18 protein-coding genes are annotated in these 19159 nt (G+C 72.1%); 9 read left to right on the top strand and 9 right to left on the bottom strand.

Features of this window, described 5'->3' with window-relative positions; translation table 11 throughout:
- Nucleotides 1–72: 72 nt before the first annotated feature.
- Nucleotides 73–1689, bottom strand: coding sequence for a glycosyl hydrolase family 18 protein (locus CHC05_RS20855; protein WP_089251369.1), 1617 nt, complete (start codon nucleotides 1687–1689; stop codon nucleotides 73–75).
- Nucleotides 1690–1810: 121 nt separating this feature from the next.
- Between CHC05_RS20855 and CHC05_RS20850 the strand changes: the two genes are divergently transcribed.
- The 4 genes from CHC05_RS20850 (at nucleotide 1811) to CHC05_RS20835 (ending at nucleotide 4444) form a co-directional block, all read left to right on the top strand.
- Nucleotides 1811–2296: a glutathione peroxidase gene (locus CHC05_RS20850; RefSeq protein ID WP_089251367.1), complete on the top strand. Its 486-nt coding sequence runs from the start codon at nucleotides 1811–1813 to the stop codon at nucleotides 2294–2296.
- Between the two features lie 200 nt (nucleotides 2297–2496).
- On the top strand, nucleotides 2497–3369 hold the full coding sequence (locus tag CHC05_RS20845) for a DUF4397 domain-containing protein (protein ID WP_179266294.1): 873 nt from the start codon (nucleotides 2497–2499) through the stop codon (nucleotides 3367–3369).
- Nucleotides 3370–3376: 7 nt separating this feature from the next.
- Nucleotides 3377–4108, top strand: coding sequence for a class F sortase (locus CHC05_RS20840; RefSeq protein ID WP_089251362.1), 732 nt, complete (start codon nucleotides 3377–3379; stop codon nucleotides 4106–4108).
- A gap of 24 nt (nucleotides 4109–4132) precedes the next feature.
- Entirely contained in the window at nucleotides 4133–4444 is a 312-nt protein-coding gene (locus CHC05_RS20835; RefSeq protein WP_089251360.1) for a hypothetical protein, read from the top strand.
- Nucleotides 4445–4527: 83 nt separating this feature from the next.
- Here CHC05_RS20835 and CHC05_RS20830 read toward each other — a convergent pair whose 3' ends face one another.
- The 4 genes from CHC05_RS20830 to CHC05_RS20815 form a co-directional block, all read right to left on the bottom strand.
- Nucleotides 4528–4911 (bottom strand): hypothetical protein, encoded by a 384-nt coding sequence (locus CHC05_RS20830; protein ID WP_089251358.1) that lies wholly within the window; start codon nucleotides 4909–4911, stop codon nucleotides 4528–4530.
- 108 nt (nucleotides 4912–5019) lie between these two features.
- A complete protein-coding gene (proC, locus tag CHC05_RS20825) occupies nucleotides 5020–5832 on the bottom strand; it encodes a pyrroline-5-carboxylate reductase (protein WP_089251356.1) in 813 nt (270 codons plus the stop codon).
- Between the two features lie 26 nt (nucleotides 5833–5858).
- Nucleotides 5859–6887, bottom strand: coding sequence for a 6-phosphofructokinase (locus tag CHC05_RS20820; protein WP_089251354.1), 1029 nt, complete (start codon nucleotides 6885–6887; stop codon nucleotides 5859–5861).
- Nucleotides 6888–7043: 156 nt separating this feature from the next.
- A complete protein-coding gene (locus tag CHC05_RS20815; RefSeq protein ID WP_089251352.1) occupies nucleotides 7044–7562 on the bottom strand; it encodes a polyadenylate-specific 3'-exoribonuclease AS in 519 nt (172 codons plus the stop codon).
- 50 nt (nucleotides 7563–7612) lie between these two features.
- On the opposite strand from CHC05_RS20815, the gene CHC05_RS20810 reads away from it, so the two are divergent.
- Entirely contained in the window at nucleotides 7613–8443 is an 831-nt protein-coding gene (locus tag CHC05_RS20810) for a DUF1028 domain-containing protein (RefSeq protein ID WP_089251350.1), read from the top strand.
- On the opposite strand, the gene CHC05_RS20805 is transcribed toward CHC05_RS20810, so the two are convergent.
- Nucleotides 8440–9312: a phosphotransferase enzyme family protein gene (locus CHC05_RS20805; protein WP_089251348.1), complete on the bottom strand. Its 873-nt coding sequence runs from the start codon at nucleotides 9310–9312 to the stop codon at nucleotides 8440–8442. The two genes, CHC05_RS20810 and CHC05_RS20805, sit on opposite strands and share 4 nt — an antisense overlap.
- A 299-nt stretch (nucleotides 9313–9611) precedes the next feature.
- Here CHC05_RS20805 and CHC05_RS20800 point away from each other — a divergent pair, with 299 nt between their 5' ends.
- Nucleotides 9612–10304, top strand: a complete 693-nt coding sequence (locus CHC05_RS20800; protein ID WP_089251346.1) for a Crp/Fnr family transcriptional regulator — start codon at nucleotides 9612–9614, stop codon at nucleotides 10302–10304.
- Nucleotides 10305–10351: 47 nt separating this feature from the next.
- Here CHC05_RS20800 and CHC05_RS20795 read toward each other — a convergent pair whose 3' ends face one another.
- The gene (locus CHC05_RS20795) at nucleotides 10352–10618 is read right to left on the bottom strand and encodes a hypothetical protein (RefSeq protein ID WP_089251344.1); all 267 of its coding nucleotides are present in this window, start codon (nucleotides 10616–10618) and stop codon (nucleotides 10352–10354) included.
- Between the two features lie 159 nt (nucleotides 10619–10777).
- Between CHC05_RS20795 and CHC05_RS20790 the strand changes: the two genes are divergently transcribed.
- Nucleotides 10778–14308 (top strand): AAA family ATPase, encoded by a 3531-nt coding sequence (locus tag CHC05_RS20790; protein ID WP_089251342.1) that lies wholly within the window; start codon nucleotides 10778–10780, stop codon nucleotides 14306–14308.
- Here the strand turns inward: CHC05_RS20790 and CHC05_RS20785 are convergent.
- Nucleotides 14305–15033, bottom strand: coding sequence for a lysophospholipid acyltransferase family protein (locus CHC05_RS20785; protein ID WP_089251340.1), 729 nt, complete (start codon nucleotides 15031–15033; stop codon nucleotides 14305–14307). The two genes, CHC05_RS20790 and CHC05_RS20785, sit on opposite strands and share 4 nt — an antisense overlap.
- Before the next feature lie 174 nt (nucleotides 15034–15207).
- On the opposite strand from CHC05_RS20785, the gene CHC05_RS20780 reads away from it, so the two are divergent.
- Together CHC05_RS20780 and CHC05_RS20775 are read left to right on the top strand one after the other, a co-directional pair.
- Nucleotides 15208–16056: a DUF308 domain-containing protein gene (locus CHC05_RS20780; protein WP_089251338.1), complete on the top strand. Its 849-nt coding sequence runs from the start codon at nucleotides 15208–15210 to the stop codon at nucleotides 16054–16056.
- A 378-nt stretch (nucleotides 16057–16434) separates the two neighbouring features.
- Complete coding sequence (locus CHC05_RS20775) at nucleotides 16435–17850, top strand: alpha,alpha-trehalose-phosphate synthase (UDP-forming) (RefSeq protein ID WP_089251336.1); 1416 nt, start codon at nucleotides 16435–16437, stop codon at nucleotides 17848–17850.
- Here the strand turns inward: CHC05_RS20775 and CHC05_RS20770 are convergent.
- Complete coding sequence (locus CHC05_RS20770) at nucleotides 17837–19153, bottom strand: GH1 family beta-glucosidase (protein ID WP_089251334.1); 1317 nt, start codon at nucleotides 19151–19153, stop codon at nucleotides 17837–17839. The genes CHC05_RS20775 and CHC05_RS20770 overlap by 14 nt on opposite strands.
- Nucleotides 19154–19159 lie beyond the last annotated feature (6 nt).

Genomic DNA, 19159 nt, shown 5'->3' with positions numbered 1-19159 from the left:
CCGAACCAAAGAGAGCGGAGGGCCGTCGACCGACCCTCCGCTCCCCGTGGGGTGTTGCGTTGACCTAGGGGATCACCCCAGGCCGTTCTTCATCGCCGAGATCAGCTCGCCGTTGGCGGTGTCGCCGGACAGCTCCCAGAAGAAGCCGCCGCCGAGGCCCTGGCCGTTCGCGTACGACATCTTGCCGGCGATGGTGCTCGGGGTGTCGTAGCTCCACCAGTTGCTGCCGCACTTGGCGTACGCCGTGCCGGCGATCGTCCGGTTCGCCGGGCAGGTGTTCTTGAGGACCTTGTAGTCCTCGGTGCCCGCCTCGTACGTGCCCGGCGCGGGACCGGTCGCACTGCCACCGGGCGCCTCCTGCGTCACCCCGGTCCACCCCTTGCCGTAGAAGCCGATGCCGAGCACCAGCTTGCTGGCCGGGATGCCTTTGCTCTTGAGCTTCTGGATCGCCGCGTCGGCGTAGAAGTTCGGAATCGGGATGCCGGTGTACGAGGTCAGCGGCGAGTGCGGGGCCGTCGGGCCCTGTGCCGCCCAGGCGCCGAAGTAGTCGTACGTCATGGGCATGAACCAGTTGACGCTGTTCGCCGCACCCGCGTAGTCGGTCGCGTCGATCTTGCCGCCGGCGCTGCCGTCGGCCGTGATCGCGGCCGTGACCAGCGCGGACGAACCGAACCGCGAGCGCAGCGCGGCCATCACGTTCTTGAACGCGTTGGGCCCGCTCGCGTCACAGCCGAGACCGCAGGCGTTGGGGTACTCCCAGTCGATGTCGATGCCGTCGAACACGTCGGCCCAGCGCGGGTCCTCGACCATCTGGTAGCAGGACTCGGCGAACGCCGCCGGGTTCTGCGCCGCCTGGGTGAAGCCGCTCGACCAGGTCCAGCCGCCGATCGAGTAGATCACCTTGAGGTTCGGGTACATCCGCTTGAGCTTGCGGAGCTGGTTGAAGTTGCCGCGCAGCGGCTGGTCCCAGGTGTCCGCGACGCCGTCGACGCTCTCCGCGGCCGTGTACGCCTTCTCGTAGGCGGGATAGGTCTCGCCGATCGAGCAGCGCCCGCCCGCGGGGTTGCCGAACGCGTAGAGGATGTGCGTCAGCTTGGCCGCCGACCCGCTCGTGTGGATGTTCTTGACGTGGTAGTTCCGGCCGTACACGCCCCACTCGGCGAAGTAGCCGATCAGCTTCTTGCCACCCGAGGGCGGGTTCGTCGGCGGGTTGGTCGGCGGGTTCGTGGGGTTCCCGGTCGGCGGGTTCGTCGTCGGGTTGCCCGTCGGCGGGTTGGTCGGCGTCGTGCCGGTGGAGCAGGACGCGCCGTTGATCGTGCAGTTGAGCGGTGCGCGGTACGGACCGGTGCCGTTGTAGCCCCAGCTCACCGAGGCGCCGGGGTTGAGCGGACCCATCCAGCTCTTCTTCACGGCCATGTAGTGGTTGCCGGTGCGGGTCACGTCGGCGTCCCAGAAGCTGCCCATCGTGGTGCCGGCCGGCAGGTCGAACTCGATCCGCCAGGTCGACAGCGTCGACGACGAGCCGTTGGCCACGGTCACCCGCGCCTCGTGCCCGGTGCCCCAGTCGGAGGCCGCGACGAAGGTGGCGGTGACGGTGCCGGCGCCGAAGGCGGAGGCCACCGGCACGGCGGCGGCGACCACCACCGCCGCTACGCCGGCCCAGAGGGCCCGGCGCACCGAGGTTCTCATAGGAGGTCTCCTTTAGTTAGGAAAGTTTCCAAATAGATAATGATGAGAAGCTACCCACCGCCAGAGACCTCGTCAAGATGTGCATACATCGATGTTCCAATTGATCTAGTAGCCTCAGCCCATGACAGTGCTCGACACCGATATCGCCGCCCTCTCCGGCGGCCCGGCGGACCTCAAGCAGTACGCGGGCAAGGCCGTGCTCGTCGTCAACGTCGCCTCGAAGTGCGGCCTCACCCCCCAGTACGAGGGCCTGCAGCGGCTCTACGACAGCTACGCGCAGCGCGGGCTGGTCGTGCTCGGCGTGCCGTGCAACCAGTTCAACGGCCAGGAGCCCGGCACCTCGGAGGAGATCGCCGAGTTCTGCTCGGTCAACTACGGCGTCACCTTCCCGCTGACCGCCAAGGTCGACGTGAACGGCGCCGACCGCCACCCCCTCTACGCGGCCATGGTGGACACCGCGGACGCCGACGGGCACAGCGGCGACGTCCGGTGGAACTTCGAGAAGTTCCTCGTCGCACCGGACGGCACGGTCGCCGCGCGGTTCGGCCCGCAGGTCATGCCGGAGGCGCCGGAGCTCGTCGAGGCCATCGAGCGCCAGCTCCCCTGACGCATCGCGGGGGGCGGAGTCCCGTTCGCGAGATCAAGTCACGAGATCCGCTCGGGGGAGCCCGTTCGGCCCACCCCGTCGACCGACCGGACATGATCCGTGCATTGTCAGATTTTTCCACCTTTCAGGACTTGCGGTCCGGTCCGACTGACGGGACTCTGTTTCGCGTGCTGCGATTCTCGTCAGCAGGAGGAGATGTCATGACCTCTGCGCGTCCCGCCCCCCGCGCGCTGCGCCGGCTGGCCGCGGCCACCGGCGCCGTCCTACTCGGTGCCGGCCTGTCCGCCGCGATCGCCGCACCCGCGTCGGCCGAGGCCGGCGTGGGCTACGTGCGCCTCGCCCACCTCTCCCCCGACACCCCGCCGGTCGACGTCTACGTCGACGACCTCTCCGGCAAGGTGAAGGGCCTCAAGTTCGACGCCGTCGCGTACGGCGTGATGTCCGACTACCTGTCCGTGCCGCCCGGCACCTACGCGGTGTCCATGCGCAAGGTGGCCGCCGACCCGAAGTCGCCTCCGGTGCTGACCCGGGACGTGAAGGTCACCGAGGGCAGCGCGCACACCGTCGCCGGCACCGGCCGCTTCGCCGAGCTCGGCCTGACGGTCATCGACGACGACATCAGCGCGCCGCCGACGGACCAGGCCAAGATCCGGGTGCTCCAGGCCTCGGTCAAGGCGCCGGTGCTGGACATCAAGACCACCGGCGGCCAGCAGGTCGGCTCCGGGCTCCAGTTCGCCACGACGAGCGACTACCGCGACGTCAAGCCCGGCAACTGGACGCTCGACCTCCAGCCGCAGGGCGGTTCGGCCGCCAAGGCGACCTGCACCCTCGCCGGCGGCACCACGTACTCGCTGCTGGTCCTCGACGGCAAGAACGGGCTGACCACCGACCTCAAGGTCGACGCCAAGGCCGGCCAGATCACCCCGGTCGGCGGTGTCGAGACCGGTGCCGGTGGCACCAGCGGCGCCGGGACGATCGCGCTGGTCAGCGGTCTGAGCCTGGTCGCGCTCGCCGGTGTCGTCGGCGTGGCCGCGGTCGGGCTCCGGCGCAGGGCCGCCCGCCGCACCTGGTAAGAGCCATATGAGCACAGTGGACCGGTCGACCCCCGCGGTGATCAGGCACCGCGGGGGTTGGCTGGTGCCGGCCGGCCGGACCGGCGTCGTCGGCCTCACAGCCACGGCGCTCGCGCTCTGCGCCGCGGCCGGCGCCTCGCTCGGCCTGGCCGTCGGCGACTCGACCCCGCCGCCGGCCGCCGCGCGCTGGCACGTCGGCTGCTGCGTCCGGCCCGTCGAGGCGGCCGTGGTCGCCGACCCGCTGGCCGCCCTGCCGCCGCCGTCCGAGGTGCGCATCCCGCGCGTCGACATCCGGTCCGCGCTGGTCGGCCTCGACCTCGACAGCAAGGGCGAGCTCGAAGCGCCGGTCGACTTCGCCAAGGCCGGCTGGTACGAGCAGGGCACGCGGCCCGGCGAGGCCGGACCGGCGGTGATCGCCGGCCACGTCGACTCGTACCGTGGCCCGGCGGTCTTCTTCCGGCTCCGCGAGCTGCGCCCCGGCGACACCGTCGAGGTGCGGCGGGGTGAGCGGTGGCTGCCGTTCCGGGTGGTCGCCACGGGCCACTACCCGAAGGACAAGTTCCCGACCGCACGCGTGTACGGGGCCACGCCCGGCGCCGAGCTCCGGCTGATCACCTGCGGCGGCGAGTTCGACCGGTCCAAGCGCTCCTACCGCGACAACGTGGTGGTCTACGCGGTCGACGCCCGGGTGCCCGAGCTGCCCCGGACCAAGGGCCACGGGCCGACCGAGTGGCAGTGAGGCCGCCGGCTCGTTGACCATGACGTGCTACCCGACCTCACGCATTTCGAGCGGCACCGGGAGGCGGCGGACGTCGACCTCGACGGGACCGTGCTGCCCGGACTCTCCGCGACGTTCCACCGGCGAGCGGCCGGCTCCCGGACCGAGTCCGTCGGCGTCTACCGCTACGCCGGTGTCGAGGTCTTCATGGCCTGGGGGTACGTGGACGAACCGCACTGCCGGTTCACCGCGTACGCCGGCCCACACGGGTGGGGCGCACCGCGCCGGGGCTGCCCCTCCGTCGACGCGGTGCGCGACCTGTTGGCCACCCTGGGGCCGGTGCCCACTCCCCACTGAGACCACGTGTCGGCACCAGGGACCGCGAATCCCCGGTCGTGGTTCCAGCGTTCCCCGGGCGGGGCACCGGTCCCGGGCCCGGGCTAGTCGGACGGCGCGGTGGCGGGTACCGCGACGGCCGAGCCCGCGTGGGCGGTGGCGAGCCGCCGCACGGTGACGAGCGAGAACAAGGTCAGGGTGAGCGCGGTGACCAGGGCGGCGGCGTGCCAGTACGGGTTCAGGATCTGCGTGAACCCGAGCACGGCGACCGGGAGCTGGACGATCGCGACCAGCGCCAGCAGCGCGAGCCGGCGGCCGGTCCAGAGGTAGGCGGTCCACAGCGGAGCCGTCACCACGCTGAGGGTCAGCACGTCGAGCGCGGCGTGCAGGTACGGGTTGACGACATTGGCGTGCGCGAAGGCGGAGGCCGGCGCGGCGATGAAGAGGGCCGCTGCGACAGCGGCGACAACTGTGACGAGACGTCGCATGGTCGTACCTCCGTGCAATCGGGGCTTCACCATCTGTAATGAAGGTAAGGCCCCGGCCCGGCGGCGCGAAAGTCTCGGCAGCGTGAGTGAATCACCACGAATGGGTGTTCAGGAGTTCTGTTCAGCCAGTTCACGGGCCCGGTCGCGGGCCGCCTCGAGGGCCGCGAGCAGCGCCGCGCGGACGCCGTGGTTCTCGAGCTCGCGGATCGCGGAGATCGTCGTGCCGGCCGGCGACGTGACCGCCTCGCGCAGCTTGACGGGGTGCTCGCCGGAGTCGCGGAGCATCACCGCCGAGCCGATCGCGGTCTGCACGATCAGGTCGTGCGCCACCTGCCGGGGCAGGCCGAGCAGAATGCCGGCGTCGACCATCGCCTCGACCAGCAGGTAGAAGTAGGCCGGGCCGGAGCCGGACAGGGCCGTGACCGCGTCCTGCTGCGACTCGGGCACCCGGATGGTCGCGCCGAGCGGCTTGAACATCTCCTCGGCGAGGGCCAGGTGCGCGGCGGTCACGTGCGGGCCGGCGGAGATCGCCGTCATCGCCTCGTCGACCAGCGCCGGGGTGTTGGTCATCACCCGGACGATCGGCACGCCGTCCTGCAGCCGCTTGGCGAAGAAGCTGGTCGGCAGGCCGGCGCAGAGCGAGATGACCAGCTTGTCGCCGGGGACCTTCGGGCCGATGTCGGCGAGCAGGGTGGCCGCGTCCTGCGGCTTGACCGAGATCGCCAGCACGTCGGCCTCGGCCACCGCGGTGAGGTTGTCGACGACGCGCACGCCGTACCGCTGGCGGAGCTCTTCGGCTCGTTCGGTGCGGCGCGAGGTGGCGAGCAGCCGGTCGACGGGCCAGCCCGCGCGCAGCAGCCCGGAGAGCATCAGCTCACCGATCTTGCCCGCGCCGATCACGGCGACCGTCTTGTTCGTCATGGCTGCTCGCCCCTCACGCTTGTGGATCAAGAACCGAAGAACACCTCGGCCTCGGTGTAGCGCTCCAGCGGCACGGTCTTCAGCTCGCGGGTCGCCTCGACCAGCGGGACGCGGACCACGTCGGTGCCCTGGAGGGCGACCATCTTGCCCCAGTCGCCGTCGTTGACCGCGTCGATCGCGTGCAGGCCCAGGCGGGTGGCGAGGACCCGGTCGAACGCGGTCGGCGTGCCACCACGCTGGATGTGACCGAGGACGACCGTGCGGGCCTCCTTGCCGGTCTTCGCCTCGAGCTGCTCGGCCAGCCACTGGCCGATGCCACCGAGCCGGACGTGGCCGAACGAGTCGAGCTCCTGGTTGTGCAGCACCATCTGGCCGTCGAGCGGCTGCGCGCCCTCGGCGACGACGACGATCGGCGCGTACTGGTGCTGGAAGCGCTTCTCGACGTACCCAGCGACCTGCTCGACGTCGAAGTTGCGCTCCGGGAGCAGGATCACGTTGGCGCCACCGGCCAGGCCGGCGTGCAGGGCGATCCAGCCGGCGTGCCGGCCCATGACCTCGACGACCAGCGTGCGGTGGTGACTCTCCGCAGTGGTGTGCAGGCGGTCGATCGCCTCCATCGCGATGTTGACCGCGGTGTCGAAGCCGAACGTGTAGTCCGTGGCGTTCAGGTCGTTGTCGATCGTCTTCGGCACACCGACGACCTGGACGCCGAGGTCGAAGAGCTTGGTGGCGACGCCGAGGGTGTCCTCGCCGCCGATCGCGACCAGCGCGTCGACGCCCATCGCACCCAGGTTGCTCTTGATCTGCTCGACGCCGTTCTCGATCTTGAACGGGTTGGTGCGGGAGGAGCCGAGGATGGTGCCACCGCGCGGCAGGATGCCGCGGACCTCGGGGATGCCCAGCGGCATGGTCAGGCCCTCGAGGGGACCACGCCAGCCGTCACGGAAGCCCACGAAGTCGTGCCCGTAGGTGGAGACGCCCTTGCGGACGACCGCCCGGATCACCGCGTTCAGACCGGGACAGTCTCCGCCGCCGGTAAGCACGCCGATTCGCATGATCTGCTCATCCTCCTGATTGCGATCCTCGCCCCAAAGGGCACACATGGCCAGAAAGCCCCAGGATCGATAATCGGCGTCGTTGCCGGCCCGGGGCGGGCCGCACACAACTGCGCACTGTAGTCGCCGGTGAAAACGGCGACCAGCGCGACCCACCTACCGGCCGGTGAACTCTCCGGTGCTCCGCATGGCGTTCCACCTGGCCAGGTTGTGCCGGGCGTCGGCCAGCGCGTCGTGCTGGTCGGCCCCGGCCGCTGGCAGCGGCGGTTTGCCCAGATCGTCCCAAAGCTGCCGAAGCTCCTTGGTGTACCGGGGAATCACCCGCGGCAACGCCGGCATCGCGCCCCAGAGCTGGGCGAGCACCACGTGGTCGTACGCGGCGAACCAGGCCCACAGCTCCAGGCTGTCGTTGGTGCCGTTGCCGCGCAGGGGCGCGACCAGGAACTCGTAGAGGTCGTCACGGATCCGCTCGCGTGATCGCCAGGCCTTGTCGCTGGGCGACGGAAGCTTGTCGAGCACGTTGCGGCGCACCCAGGGCACGGCCCGTGAGTCGTCGAACTCGGTCGACACGGCGTAGAACTCTCTGCCGTGCTCGTCGACCACGCCGATCGAGACGAGGTCGACCGTGCGGCCGTCCTCGATGAACTCACAGTCGTAGAAGTAGCGGTAGGTCATCGAGTTCCATCCTGGCCCATCGGCACGAAGATTCGTTACCGTGCCCGGTCATGACGTTTTCGATCGTGGCACGGTCGGCCGACGGGCACTCCCACGGCATCGCCGTCGCCAGCAAGTTCCTCGCGGTCGGGGCCGCCGTGCCGGCCGCCGAGGCGCTGACCGGCGCCGTCGCGACGCAGTCCTACGCCAACCTGGCCTACCGGCCGCAAGGGTTGGCCCTGCTGCGCACCGGCGTGGACGCGGCGGGCGTGGTCGCCGGCCTGACCGCCGCCGACGACGGGCGGGCGCAGCGCCAGGTCGGCGTGGTCGGTGTGGCCGGCGACGGAGCCACCTACACCGGCGCCGACTGCCACGACTGGGCCGGCGGCGTCGCCGGCGACGGGTTCGCGATCCAGGGCAACATCCTGGTCGGTCCCCAGGTGGTGGAGGACATGCGGACCGCCTGGCTGGCATCGGACCCGGACGCCCCGCTGGCCCGCCGGCTGCTGGCCGCGCTGCGCGCCGGCGACGAGGCGGGTGGCGACAAGCGCGGCCGGCAGAGCGCCGCGCTGCTCGTGGTCGCCCGCGGCCAGGGCTACGGCGGCACCAGCGACGTGGTGGCCGACCTGCGGGTCGACGACCACACCGAGCCGGTGCCCGAGCTGGCCCGCCTGCTCGACATGCACGAGCTGCTGTTCGGCAAGCCCGACCCGGCCACCCTGCTGGCCCTCGACGGCGCGCTGGCGGCCGAGGTGCGCGGCCGGTTGGTCGCCGCCGGCCACGAGGGCGCCTCGCTGGACGACGCCCTGGCGAGCTGGGCCGGCGTCGAGAACCTCGAGGAGCGGATCGTGCCGGGCAAGATCGACCCGTTGGTGCTGGCACACCTGCGCGGCGCCTCCTAGGCCGAGGACAGCGCGGCGTGGGCGGCGGACAGCGTCGCCCCCGCCGCGTCGTCGTCCGGGGTGGACACCAGGCGGCGGGCGGCCGCGTCGGCCCGGGCCGCCCAGTGGAAGCGGAGCAGCACCGGCAGCGCAGCGTCGATCTCGTCGCGGTGCACCGGACCGGCGGCGGCGTACCCGTCGACCAGTTCCTCGGTGCCCACGCCGGCGGCGTGCGTGACGGCCGCGGCGAGGTCCGCGACCAGCGGGCCGGTGGCCGCCGGGCCCCAGCAGACCACCGCGGTGCGGCCGGTCGCCGGGTCGAGCCGGAACGCGGTCGCGATCGGTTGGCCGTGCAGCACGCCGTAGGTGAGCCGGTCGGTGACCGTCAGCCGGGTGAGCGCGGCGCAGGCGGACGCGACCGCGGCGCGCAGCCACGGTCGCGCGCCGAGGTGCGGGGCGTCGGGCCGGACGCGGTGCCACGGCGCAAGACCGGAGTGCGCGAAACCGTCCATTCCGGAGTGGAGCCGGCCGAGCGCGTCGCCCCACCACTGCTGGTCGAGCGGGTCGCCGGCGGACAGCGGCCGGCCGGGTGGGCAACGGACCAGGGCGTACGCCCAGCCGTCGTGCTCGGCGACCAGCGCGCCGGACAGGGCACGCACCGGCTCGCCCGCGGCCACGCCGCGCTCCGCGAGATGGCAGGCCGCGGTCAGGCCTGCCTCCAGTCGCTGCCGTTTGCCGAGCGCCACCCGGGTGACCAGGTGACACGTGCCCGCGATGCTGGCCACCCAGGTGGTGGCCGCGGTGCCGGGGATCGACACCGGGTCGAGACGGCCGGGCACGTGCTGCCAACCGCCGCGCAGGGCCGCGAGTGCGGCCTCGTCGTCTGCCACGGCGGGGATTATCCGCCGCCGGTGGGTGCTCGGGTCGGTGAATGGGCGAACGGCCGGAAGAGACACCCCCCAGTGATCTCTCCCGACCGGTCCGCCCCGCGCCCCCCTGGAGGGCCCGCCGTCCCCCGTATGGCCCCCACCAGCAGCGGGTCTGGCAGTCAGATTGCCCGAATGGACAACACGGGACTGTCACGGAAGCGATTTCAGGGGTGTACAGCACGCGACAGGAACGACATGATCTGATGTGTTGCCGGCCAAAGGGTCGGTCAGTGGGATGTGTCCTAGGGAGGGGTCGGGCTGTGGAGGGTCGCCTGCCAGATCCTGGCGACGCTCTGACCGGTGTCGAGTTGTTCGCCGGGCTGGAGCCCGAAGTCCGCCAGCGCGTGATCGCCGCCGCGGTGCCCCGCACCTATCGCAAGGGCCAGCTGCTCTTCGTCGAGAACGACCCGGGCGAGTCGCTGATCGTGCTGCGCCGGGGCGCCGTCGCCGTGTTCGTCACCGCGCCGACCGGCGAGCGCGCCGTGCTCTCCGTCGTCCGTCCACCCGGCACACTCGGCGAGGTGTCGCTGCTCGACGCGTCGACCCGGTCGACCTCGGCCGAGGCCATCGAGGACTGCACCGCCCTCGCGCTGTCCCGTTCGGCGTTCATGGAGCTCGTGCACTCCAACCCGCGGATCCTCGACGCCGTGATGCGCTCGCTGGGCGCGCTGATCCGCCGGCTCACCGAGCAGAACGCCGACCACGTCTTCCTCGACCTGCCCGGTCGGGTGGCCAAGACGCTGGTCCGGCTCGCCGGCGAAAGCCAGGCCCCGATGATCACGATCGAGCTCAACCAGAGCCAGCTCGCGGAGATGGCCGGTGGCTCGCGGCAGAGCGTCAACCAGGCGATCGGCTCGTTCGCCAGCCGGGGCTGGCTGCGCACCGAGGGCCGGCGGATTGTCGTCACCGACGTCGCCGCCCTGCGCCGCCGCGCGGGGATGCCCGACCGATGAGCGAAAGGCCCCCGGCTGACGCCGAGGGCCTTGTCACACAGCAGCGGTCAGTTCGCCGGCGGAGCCGTCGGCCCGATCCAGCCCTCGGCCTCGGTCTTCTTCGGCGGAGACGTCGGGCCGATCCAACCCTGCGCCTTGACGTCGCCACCGGTCGAGGTGGGGCCGATCCAACCCTGTGCCTCGACGTCACCGGCCACGATGCCCTTGGCCTGCAGGTCGGCGAGGGTCGCGGCGTCCACGTCGACGCTCGCCCCCGCGGCGTGCGCGACGCCGGCCGGGTCGGTCCAGTCCTTCTCCAGACGTGCGTGAACCATCGATGCTCTCCTGTCATGAGTGGATCTCGGCCGCGGCCGACTCTACCGATCGCCAGCCGATATGGACTGTCCACTAACCAACAGGACAGTTCCTGACAGGAGGTGGACGTGGGTAGGCTGCGAGCCCTTGACAAGGTGATACGTCGCTAGGAGTGCGCCATTCCCGCTGCCTGCGCACGGTGCGGCCGGACCCCCGCCGAGAACGACAGGTTCTGTGGCGGCTGCGGTGCCGAGCTGGCTCCACCCTGCCGTCAGTGCGGTCGGCCGATCCCCGGCGACGCCGCGTTCTGCACGAGCTGCGGTACGCCCCGCGAAGGCGGCGCCCGCAGCGAGGTGAGCAGCGACAACAGCGAGGACCGGCGCCGGGTCAGCGTGCTGTTCGTCGACCTCATCGACTTCACGCCGTACGCCGAGCGGGCCGACCCGGAGCAGGTCCGGGCCATGCAGAACGGCTTCTTCTCGGCCGCCCGCCGGGTGGTCGGGCAATACGGCGGCGTCGTCGAGAAATACATCGGCGACGCGGTGATGGCGCTGTTCGGCGCCCCCGTCGCCACCGAGACCGACCCGCTGCGCTGCGTGCGCGCCGGCCTCGAGCTGCAGCGGGTGCTCTCCCGCTTCGCGCCCGACGGCGCGGACGCCGCCGGCATGCGGTTCCGGGTCGGCGTGGCCACGGGCGAGGCGCTGGTCGACGTGGCCGCGGCCCGCGACGGCGGGCAGGCGATCGTGGCCGGCGACGTGGTCAACACCGCGTCCCGCCTCCAGTCGTCGGCCCCGCCCGGCGGCGTGCTGGTCTGCGGCAACACCTACGCGCTGACCAAGGACACCGTCCGCTACCAGGACCAGCCGTCGGTCACCCTGCGCGGCCGCTCGACGCCGACCGAGGTCTGGCTCGCGGTCGCGCCCCGGCGCCGCCCGCACGTCGAGAAGGAGCCCGACAGCACCCCGCTGGTCGACCGCGAGCACGAGCTCGGCCTGCTGGTCAACGCGCTGCACCGGTCCACGCACGACCGGGTGCCGCAGGTGGTCACGGTCTTCGGCCGGGCCGGCATCGGCAAGAGCCGGCTGGTGCGCGAGCTGCTCAAGCACGCCGAGCGGCTGCTCGACGAGCCGGTCACCTGGCGCACCGGCCGGTGCCCGCCGTTCGGCGAGAACGTGGCGTTCGCCGCGCTCGCCGACATCGTCAAGGCCGAGGCCGGCATCCTCGACACCGACCCCGCCGCGGCCGCCGCGCAACGGCTCACCACGGCCGTGACCGACCTGGTCGGTCCCGGCGAGGCCGACCGGCTGATCGACGCGCTGCGCCCGCTGGTCGGCCTGCCCGCCAGCCGGCTCGCCGCAGAGGACGCCGAGTCCGCCTGGCGCCGCTTCCTGGTGGCGCTGGCCGCGCGCCGGCCGACCGTGCTGGTCTTCGAAGACCTGCACTGGGCCGACGAGAGCATGCTGCGCTTCGTCGAGCTGCTCGGCGCGTCCGCCCGCGACGTGCCGCTGCTGTTGCTGTGCACCGCCCGGCCGGAGCTGATCGACCGCGACCCGGGCTGGGCGGGCTCGCTGACCGGCTCGCTGACCATCACCCTCCCGCCGCTGCGGGCCACCGGCATCGCCACCCTCTACGCGCACATGTTCGGGCAGGCCGCGTTCTCCGCCGACATGCTCAGCCCGCTGGTCGAGCTCGCCGACGGCAACCCGCTCTACGCGCACGAATACGTGCGGATGCTGATCGAGCAGGGCGCCCTGCGCCAGTCGGGCCGGGGCTGGTCCCTGGAGAAGCGGCTCGACCTGCCGATGCCCGACAGCGTGCACGCGGTCATCGCCAACCGCGTCGACCTGCTCGACCCCAAGGACCGCACGGTGCTGTTCGCCGCGTCGGTCGTCGGCATGGTGTTCTGGCCGGGCGCGGTCGCCGCGGCACTCGGCCGCAACGTCGAGTCCGTCGAGCGCTCGCTGCGCCGGCTGGAGCAGCGCGACTTCGTGCACGAGCAGGTCACGTCCACGATGGCCGGCCAGCCCGAATATCGCTTCGGGCACGTGCTGGTGCGCGACGTCTGCTACCAGCGGCTGCCGCGCACCGAGCGGGTGGCCCGGCACGAGCGCACGGCCGAGTGGCTCGACGCGCTGTCCCGGGGGCGCGACACCGACCTCGCCGAGGTGCTCGCCCACCACCGCTGGGCCGCCCACGAGATCGCCCGTACGCTCGGCGTCGACCCGGCCCCGTTCGCACCGGCGGCCCGCGGGGCGCTGCACCGGGCGGCGCGGCGGGCGTACGCCCTGCACGCCCTGGACGCGGCGGCCAACCACGTCGAGCGGGCGATCGCCCTGGCCGACCAGTCCGACCCGGCCGGCCGCCTCCAGCTCGAGCTGCTGCGCACCGAGATCTCGTTCTACCGCGACCGCGCCGAGTTCCTCAGCGGCGGCGGCCCCGACCAGCTCGTCGCGCTCGCCGACCGGCTCACCGCACACGACGACGCGGCCAGCGCGGCCCGCGCTTGGACCCTGCTCGGCCAGGCCGCCTGGCTGCGCGCCGACCGGCGGGCCGCACTGTCCTGCCTGGACCGCGCGGTCGAGCTGTTCGACGGCGTGCCGGACTCGAGCGAGAAGGCCGACGCCTACGCCGAGCTGGGCCGGCTGCACATGCTCAACTACGAGCGCGAGCCGGCGATCGCGGCGGCCGAGGCGGCCGGCGACATCGCCGAGCGGCTCGGCAACGTGGAGACCCAGACCAACGCCCGGATCACCGTCGCGATGGCCCGCTACCAGGCCGGCGACCGCGGTGCGCTGGCCGAGCTGCACGCGGTCACCGACTTCTGCCGGACCCACGGGCTGCTGGCGCTGACGCGGGCGATCCAGAACCTGGCGTACGCGCTCAGCGAGGAAGGCGACTGGGTCGGCTCCAAGGAGCTGGTCTCCCAGGCCGACTCCGCCCTGCAGGACGGGCACTCGCTGAACACCAACTACTCCGGCGACGTGATGCGGGCGTACTTCGCGGGCGAGTTCGACCGCCTGCTCAGCGCCGCCGACGCGTTCGTCGACACCCCCGACGGGCGCTGGGACATGCAGGTCCGCGGGCTGCGGGCCTGCCTGCGGGTGCTGCGCGACCAGCCGGTGCCGACCGTCGGCGACGCCGACGACGTCGCCGACGCGCTGGAGTTCGCCCGCGACAGCGGCTTCTACCGGCCGCGCTGGACGACGCTCGGCCTCGCCGCCCAGGTCCGCGCGCTGCAGGGCGAGCTCCCCGAGGCGGCGGCCCTGCTCGACGAGCTGGCCGAGTCGTGGTCGGCGGTGCCGGCGCTGGCCAGCGGCGAGTGGGTGTCGGCGGCGGCCTTCGCGGCGGCGCTGGCCGGCCGCGACGCGGCGGTGCGGGTGCGCGGCATGCTCGACCGGGTCAGCCACCGCACCCCGTGGGCGGAGGCGGCGCTGCGGACCGTGAGCGCGGCGCTGGCCGCGACCGCCGGCGACGAGGCCCGGGCGGGCCAGCTCTACGCGGCGGCGGCCGGCATCTACGGGCAGATCCCCGCGGTCACCGACCGGATGATGGCGCTCGCCCTGGCCGCGGGCAGCTTCACCCGGGCCGAGGAGGCGGCGGCGGCCGAGGTGGCCCTGACCGAGGTGCGGGCGTTCGCGACCCGCAACCGGGCGCCGGGCCTGCTGCGCCTCACCGGCACCACAGCCCCCGAAGCCACGCTGGCGAGCTAGGCGGCTACGGCCGTCGGTGGGTCGCTGGCCGGCGCCGGGGCCGGCACCCGCGCGGCGGCGTTCTTGGCCTTCTGCGCGTAGATGTCGACGTACTCGCGGCCGGAGAGCTCCATCAGCTCGTACATGATCTCGTCGGTGACGGCCCGCTCGACGAACCGGTCGCCGGACATCCCCGCGTACCGGGCGAAGTCGATCGGCTCGCCGAACCGGATCCGGACCCGCTTGATCTTCGGGATGACCTTGCCCGGCGGCTGGATCTCGTCGGCGTTGAGCATCACCACCGGCACCACCGGGGCGCCGCTGAGCAGTGCGAGCCGCGCCACACCGGTCTTGCCCCGGTAGAGCCGACCGTCTGGTGACCGCGTGCCCTCGGGGTAGATGCCGGCCAGGTTGCCGGCGCGCAGGACCCGCAGCTGGGTGTCGAGCGCGGCCTGCGCGGCCCGCCCACCGGACCGGTCGACGGGGATCGTGCCCGTGCCGATGAAGAACATCTTCACCAACCAGCCCTTGATCCCCTTACCGGTGAAGTACTCGGCTTTCGCCACGAAGGTGACTTTTCGCCGTACTTCCAACGGCATGAAGATCGAATCGGAGAACGACAGGTGGTTGCTCGCGATGATCGCCGCGCCCTCGGCCGGCACGTTCTCGCGCCCCTCGACGATGGGCCAGAAGACGAGGCGCACCCACGGACCGAGGATCACGTACTTCAGCAGCCAGTACAGCAACCGATGTCCTTCCGCCAACCCGGCCCGGCCTCACGTCCTGGGAGCTGACGCTACGACATCGAGCCTACGAAGCGCGTACGCCATGCCACAACGGACTACTGGAAGGGGCTGCGCACGTGTCACGATTGGCGGCACGGCGCGGGCGACCCCATGCGCCAGGCAGGAGGACATGAGGTGTCTGCGGGTGGTGCCCGCCGTGGCCGGCGGGACAACGGTCTCGACGCGGCCGACTTCGCTGTGGCCGGCGACGTCGACCCACGGGTCGGCGAGCACATTCTGGACGTGCTCGGTGCGGGCGGCATCGCCGCCTATCTCCAGCCCTCGTCCGACCTCAACCCGGTGACCCGCACCACCACGGTGCCGGCGCGGCCCGTCGACCGGCTCTACGTCGACAGCGCCCACCTCGAGACCGCCCGCGGCTACCTGGCCAAGCTGGGCTCCGACGAGGAGCCGGCGCCGGCCCGCACGAACGGGCACGATCCGGACGTCGAAGCCGCCTGGGCGAAGATCGTCGAAGGCTGGGACAAGGAACCCGCCGCCGCGACCTGGCCGGCCTCGGAAAACCTCCCGGCGCCCGACTCGACCGCCGGCACCCTCTCGGCGCCGACCGACCCGACCCGCCCGGTCGACCCGCCCCCGAGCTCCTCCCCCGCCCGCCGCCCGTCGGCCACCGACTTCTCGGGCGTCGCGGTAGGCCCGCGCACCGACGACGGCCCGAGCCTGCTCGACGGCCTCGACACGTTCGGCAACGACCTACCGGGCGAGCCGACCGACGACGAGGGCTACACCCCGCCGCCCCCACCACCCCTGCCCCGCATCTCGAAGTACGCGGTGGCCGGCGTCCTGGGCATCGTCCTGGGCTTCCTGCTCTTCATGTTCCCGGGCGTGGTCCCGATCGACCGCTCGATCGTGACGGTCATCGCCTTCCTGGCCATCCTCGCGGGCTTCGTCACCCTGGTCTCCCGCCTCCGCCACGGAGGCGAAGAAGACGACTACGACCCAGACCAGGGCGCCAAGGTCTAAAACCGGATCACAAAGGTCTGGAGCCAGATCGTTCTTACTCGGGTTCGTCTGGGGCGCGACCGCTGCTCCCGGCGCCAGAGAACGCTCCGCTTCGCTACGCTGCCACCTCCGCGGTTGGCAAGAACGAGACGATCCGGAGCCGCTCGGGCGCTTCCTATCGGGTGACCAGCTGCGGGCCTGGCAGCGGAGCGGAGCGGAGCGGTGTCTGGCGGGAGCGGCGGTCGTGACCCAGGCGGGCCCGAGTAAATATTTCTATTATGTATAAATAGGACACTGAGTTACTCCCCGGCACGCCGGGTGGTAATCGTCGCGTAACGTGGCGTCAGTAGGAATGACGATTGTCCCCGTCGTCAGCGCTTGAGCGGAGCCTGCTGCCCCATGCGTAGAAGCGCCCTCGTGGTCGTCGCACATCGTTTGCCCGTCGATGACAGTGTCGCGCCCGACGGCGCCTGTGAGTGGCGGCGGTCGCCCGGTGGGCTGGTCAGTGCGCTGCATCCCATTCTGCGCAAGAGTCCCGCCACCTGGGTCGGGTGGGCCGGGCAGGCCGGGGCCGCGCGGCAGGTGCCCGACCTCGACGGGGTGCACATGCACTCCCTGCCGCTCGACGCCGACGACATCGCCGAGCACTACGAGGGGTTCGCCAACTCCACGTTGTGGCCGCTCTACCACGACGCCGTCGAGCAGCCCGTCTATCACCGCCGCTGGTGGGAGGCCTATCAGCGGATCAACCAGCGCTACGCGGAGGCCGCCGCCGCGATGGCCGAGCCCGGTGCCGTCGTCTGGGTGCAGGACTACCACCTGCAGCTGGTGCCCGGGATTCTGCGTGCGCTGCGGCCCGACCTGACCATCGGGTTCTTCATGCACGTGCCGTTCCCGCCGCCGGAGCTGTTCATGCAGCTGCCCCGCCGGGCCGAGCTCCTCCGCGGGATCCTCGGCGCCGACCTGGTCGGGTTCCAGCGCGCCCAGGCCGCGCACAACTTCGCCCAGCTCGCCGTCAAGGTGCTCGGGTTGCAGGCCAGCGACCGGCGCATCGCCGTCGGCGACCGGATCGTGCGCGTCGGTGCCTTCCCCGTCTCGATCGACACCGCCGACATGTGCTCGCTGGCCACCAGCGGCCCCGTGGTCGCCCGGGCCCGGCAGCTGCGCTCCGACCTCGGCGACCCCCGGCACGTGATCCTGTCCGTCGACCGGATGGACTACACGAAGGGCATCGAGCAGCGGCTCAAGGCCTACAGCGAGCTGCTCGACAGCGGCCAGGTCAAGGTCCGCGACACCGTGATGGTGCAGGTCGTGGTGCCCAACCGCGAGCGGGTCGAGCACAACCGGGCGCTGCGGGAGCGGGTCGAGCGGGAGGTCGGGCGGATCAACGGTGAGTACGGGCGGGTCGGCGAGCCGGCGATCCACTACCTGAACCAGCCGTTCGACCGGGCGGAGCTCGCGGCGCTCTACCGGGTCGCCGACATCATGGCGGTCACCCCGCTACGCGACGGGATGAACCTGGTCGCCAAGGAGTACGTCGCGTCCAGGGTGGACGACAGCGGCGCGCTGGTGCTGAGCGAGTTCGCGGGCGCGGCCGCCGAGTTCACCCAGGCCTACCTGTGCAACCCGCACGACCTCGACGGCCTCAAGGCGGTGCTGATGCACGCGATGCGGGCCGGCCCGGACGACGTCGAGGACCGGATGCGGGCGATGCGCGGCCACCTGCGCGTGCACGACATCCGGGCCTGGGCGCGCGCCTACCTCCTCGCGCTCGACCGCACCGGCAGCCTGGCCGCCCGACTCACGATCGACTAGCGCGGATCAGGTCGCGATACCAGAAAGCGCTGTCTTTGGGCGTACGCGTGAACGTCTCGTAGTCGACGTGCACCAGCCCGAACCGCTTGCCGTAGCCGAGCGCCCACTCGAAGTTGTCGAGCAGCGACCAGGCGAAGTAGCCCCGCAGGTCGACGCCCGCCGCCATCGCCTCCTCCGCCGCCTCCAGGTGGGTCCGCAGGTAGTCGATCCGGTCGACGTCGGGCACCCGACCGTCGACGACGGTGTCCGCGAAGGCGGCGCCGTTCTCGGTGACGTACAACGGCAGCGGCCCGTAGTCGGCGGTGACCCGCAGCAGCATGTCGCGCAGCCCGGTCGGGTCGATCGGCCAGCCCATCTCGGTCACCGGGCCGGGCGCCTGGTGGTGCACGACGCGGCCGCCGGTCGGGTAGGGGCTGCCGTCGTCGACAGGGGAAACCGCGGCACCGACGAGGTCTGGCTGGTAGTAGTTGACCCCCAGGGCGTCCAGCGGCGCCCCGATCGTCGCGAGGTCGCCGTCGCGCACGAACGCCCAGTCGGTCACCCCCTCGGTGTCGGCGAGCACGTCGGCCGGGTAGGAACCCCGCAGCACCGGGTCGAAGAAGATCCGGTTGAGCAGGCCGTCGATCCGGCGCGCGGCGTCCACGTCGGCCGGTGAGTCAGTGACCGCCCGCACCGTCCCCGCGTTGAGCGCGATGCCGACGATCGAGTCGGGCGACGCCGACCGGAGCTCCGGCACCGCCAGCCCGTGCGCCAGCAGCAGGTGGTGCACGGCCGCGAACGGGTCGGCCCGCCGCCCTGGCGCGTGCACGCCGGTGCCGTAACCCAGGAAGGCCGAGCACCACGGCTCGTTGAGGGTGTTCCACATCGCGACCCGGTCGCCGATCCGCTTCCCCACCGCCGCCGCGTGCTCGGCGAACCGGTACGCCGTGTCGCGGCTGGTCCACCCGCCCTCGTCCTCGACCCACTGCGGCAGGTCGAAGTGGTAGAGCGTCGCGACCGGCCGGATCCCGCGGGCGAGCAGCGCGTCGCACAGCCGGTCGTAGAAGCCGAGGTCGGCCGCGCGGGGCCAGGACACCGAGAACCGGTAGGCGGTCAGGCCCAGCGACGCCATCAGCTCGACGTCGTCAGCCATCCGGTGATAGTGGTCGGCCGCGCCGGCACCCGTGTCGCCGTTGACTACGGCACCCGGCCGCGCCGCGAACGTGTCCCAGATGGACGGCACCCGGCCGTTCTCCGCCACGGCGCCCTCGACCTGGTACGCGGCGGTGGCCGCGCCCCACCAGAAGGTGGACGGGAAAGCCATCTGATC

It is taken from the genome of Asanoa hainanensis (genome assembly GCF_900188485.1).
Lineage (GTDB): Bacteria > Actinomycetota > Actinomycetes > Mycobacteriales > Micromonosporaceae > Asanoa > Asanoa hainanensis.
Note: the sequence above shows the minus strand (reverse complement) of the source record. Positions and strands in the feature narration are given on the sequence as shown.

Excerpts from the sequence above, each read along its gene's own strand:
- CHC05_RS20795 (WP_089251344.1), bottom strand. The coding sequence starts at position 10,618 with ATGGTTCACGCACGTCTGGAGAAGGACTGGACCGACCCGGCCGGCGTC.
- CHC05_RS20820 (WP_089251354.1), bottom strand. The coding sequence starts at position 6,887 with ATGCGAATCGGCGTGCTTACCGGCGGCGGAGACTGTCCCGGTCTGAAC.
- proC (WP_089251356.1), bottom strand. The coding sequence starts at position 5,832 with ATGACGAACAAGACGGTCGCCGTGATCGGCGCGGGCAAGATCGGTGAG.
- CHC05_RS20845 (WP_179266294.1), top strand. The coding sequence starts at position 2,497 with ATGACCTCTGCGCGTCCCGCCCCCCGCGCGCTGCGCCGGCTGGCCGCG.
- CHC05_RS20770 (WP_089251334.1), bottom strand. The coding sequence starts at position 19,153 with ATGGCTTTCCCGTCCACCTTCTGGTGGGGCGCGGCCACCGCCGCGTAC.
- CHC05_RS20855 (WP_089251369.1), bottom strand. The coding sequence starts at position 1,689 with ATGAGAACCTCGGTGCGCCGGGCCCTCTGGGCCGGCGTAGCGGCGGTG.
- CHC05_RS20775 (WP_089251336.1), top strand. The coding sequence starts at position 16,435 with ATGCGTAGAAGCGCCCTCGTGGTCGTCGCACATCGTTTGCCCGTCGAT.
- CHC05_RS20810 (WP_089251350.1), top strand. The coding sequence starts at position 7,613 with ATGACGTTTTCGATCGTGGCACGGTCGGCCGACGGGCACTCCCACGGC.
- CHC05_RS20815 (WP_089251352.1), bottom strand. The coding sequence starts at position 7,562 with ATGACCTACCGCTACTTCTACGACTGTGAGTTCATCGAGGACGGCCGC.
- CHC05_RS20850 (WP_089251367.1), top strand. The coding sequence starts at position 1,811 with ATGACAGTGCTCGACACCGATATCGCCGCCCTCTCCGGCGGCCCGGCG.
- CHC05_RS20840 (WP_089251362.1), top strand. The coding sequence starts at position 3,377 with ATGAGCACAGTGGACCGGTCGACCCCCGCGGTGATCAGGCACCGCGGG.
- CHC05_RS20830 (WP_089251358.1), bottom strand. The coding sequence starts at position 4,911 with ATGCGACGTCTCGTCACAGTTGTCGCCGCTGTCGCAGCGGCCCTCTTC.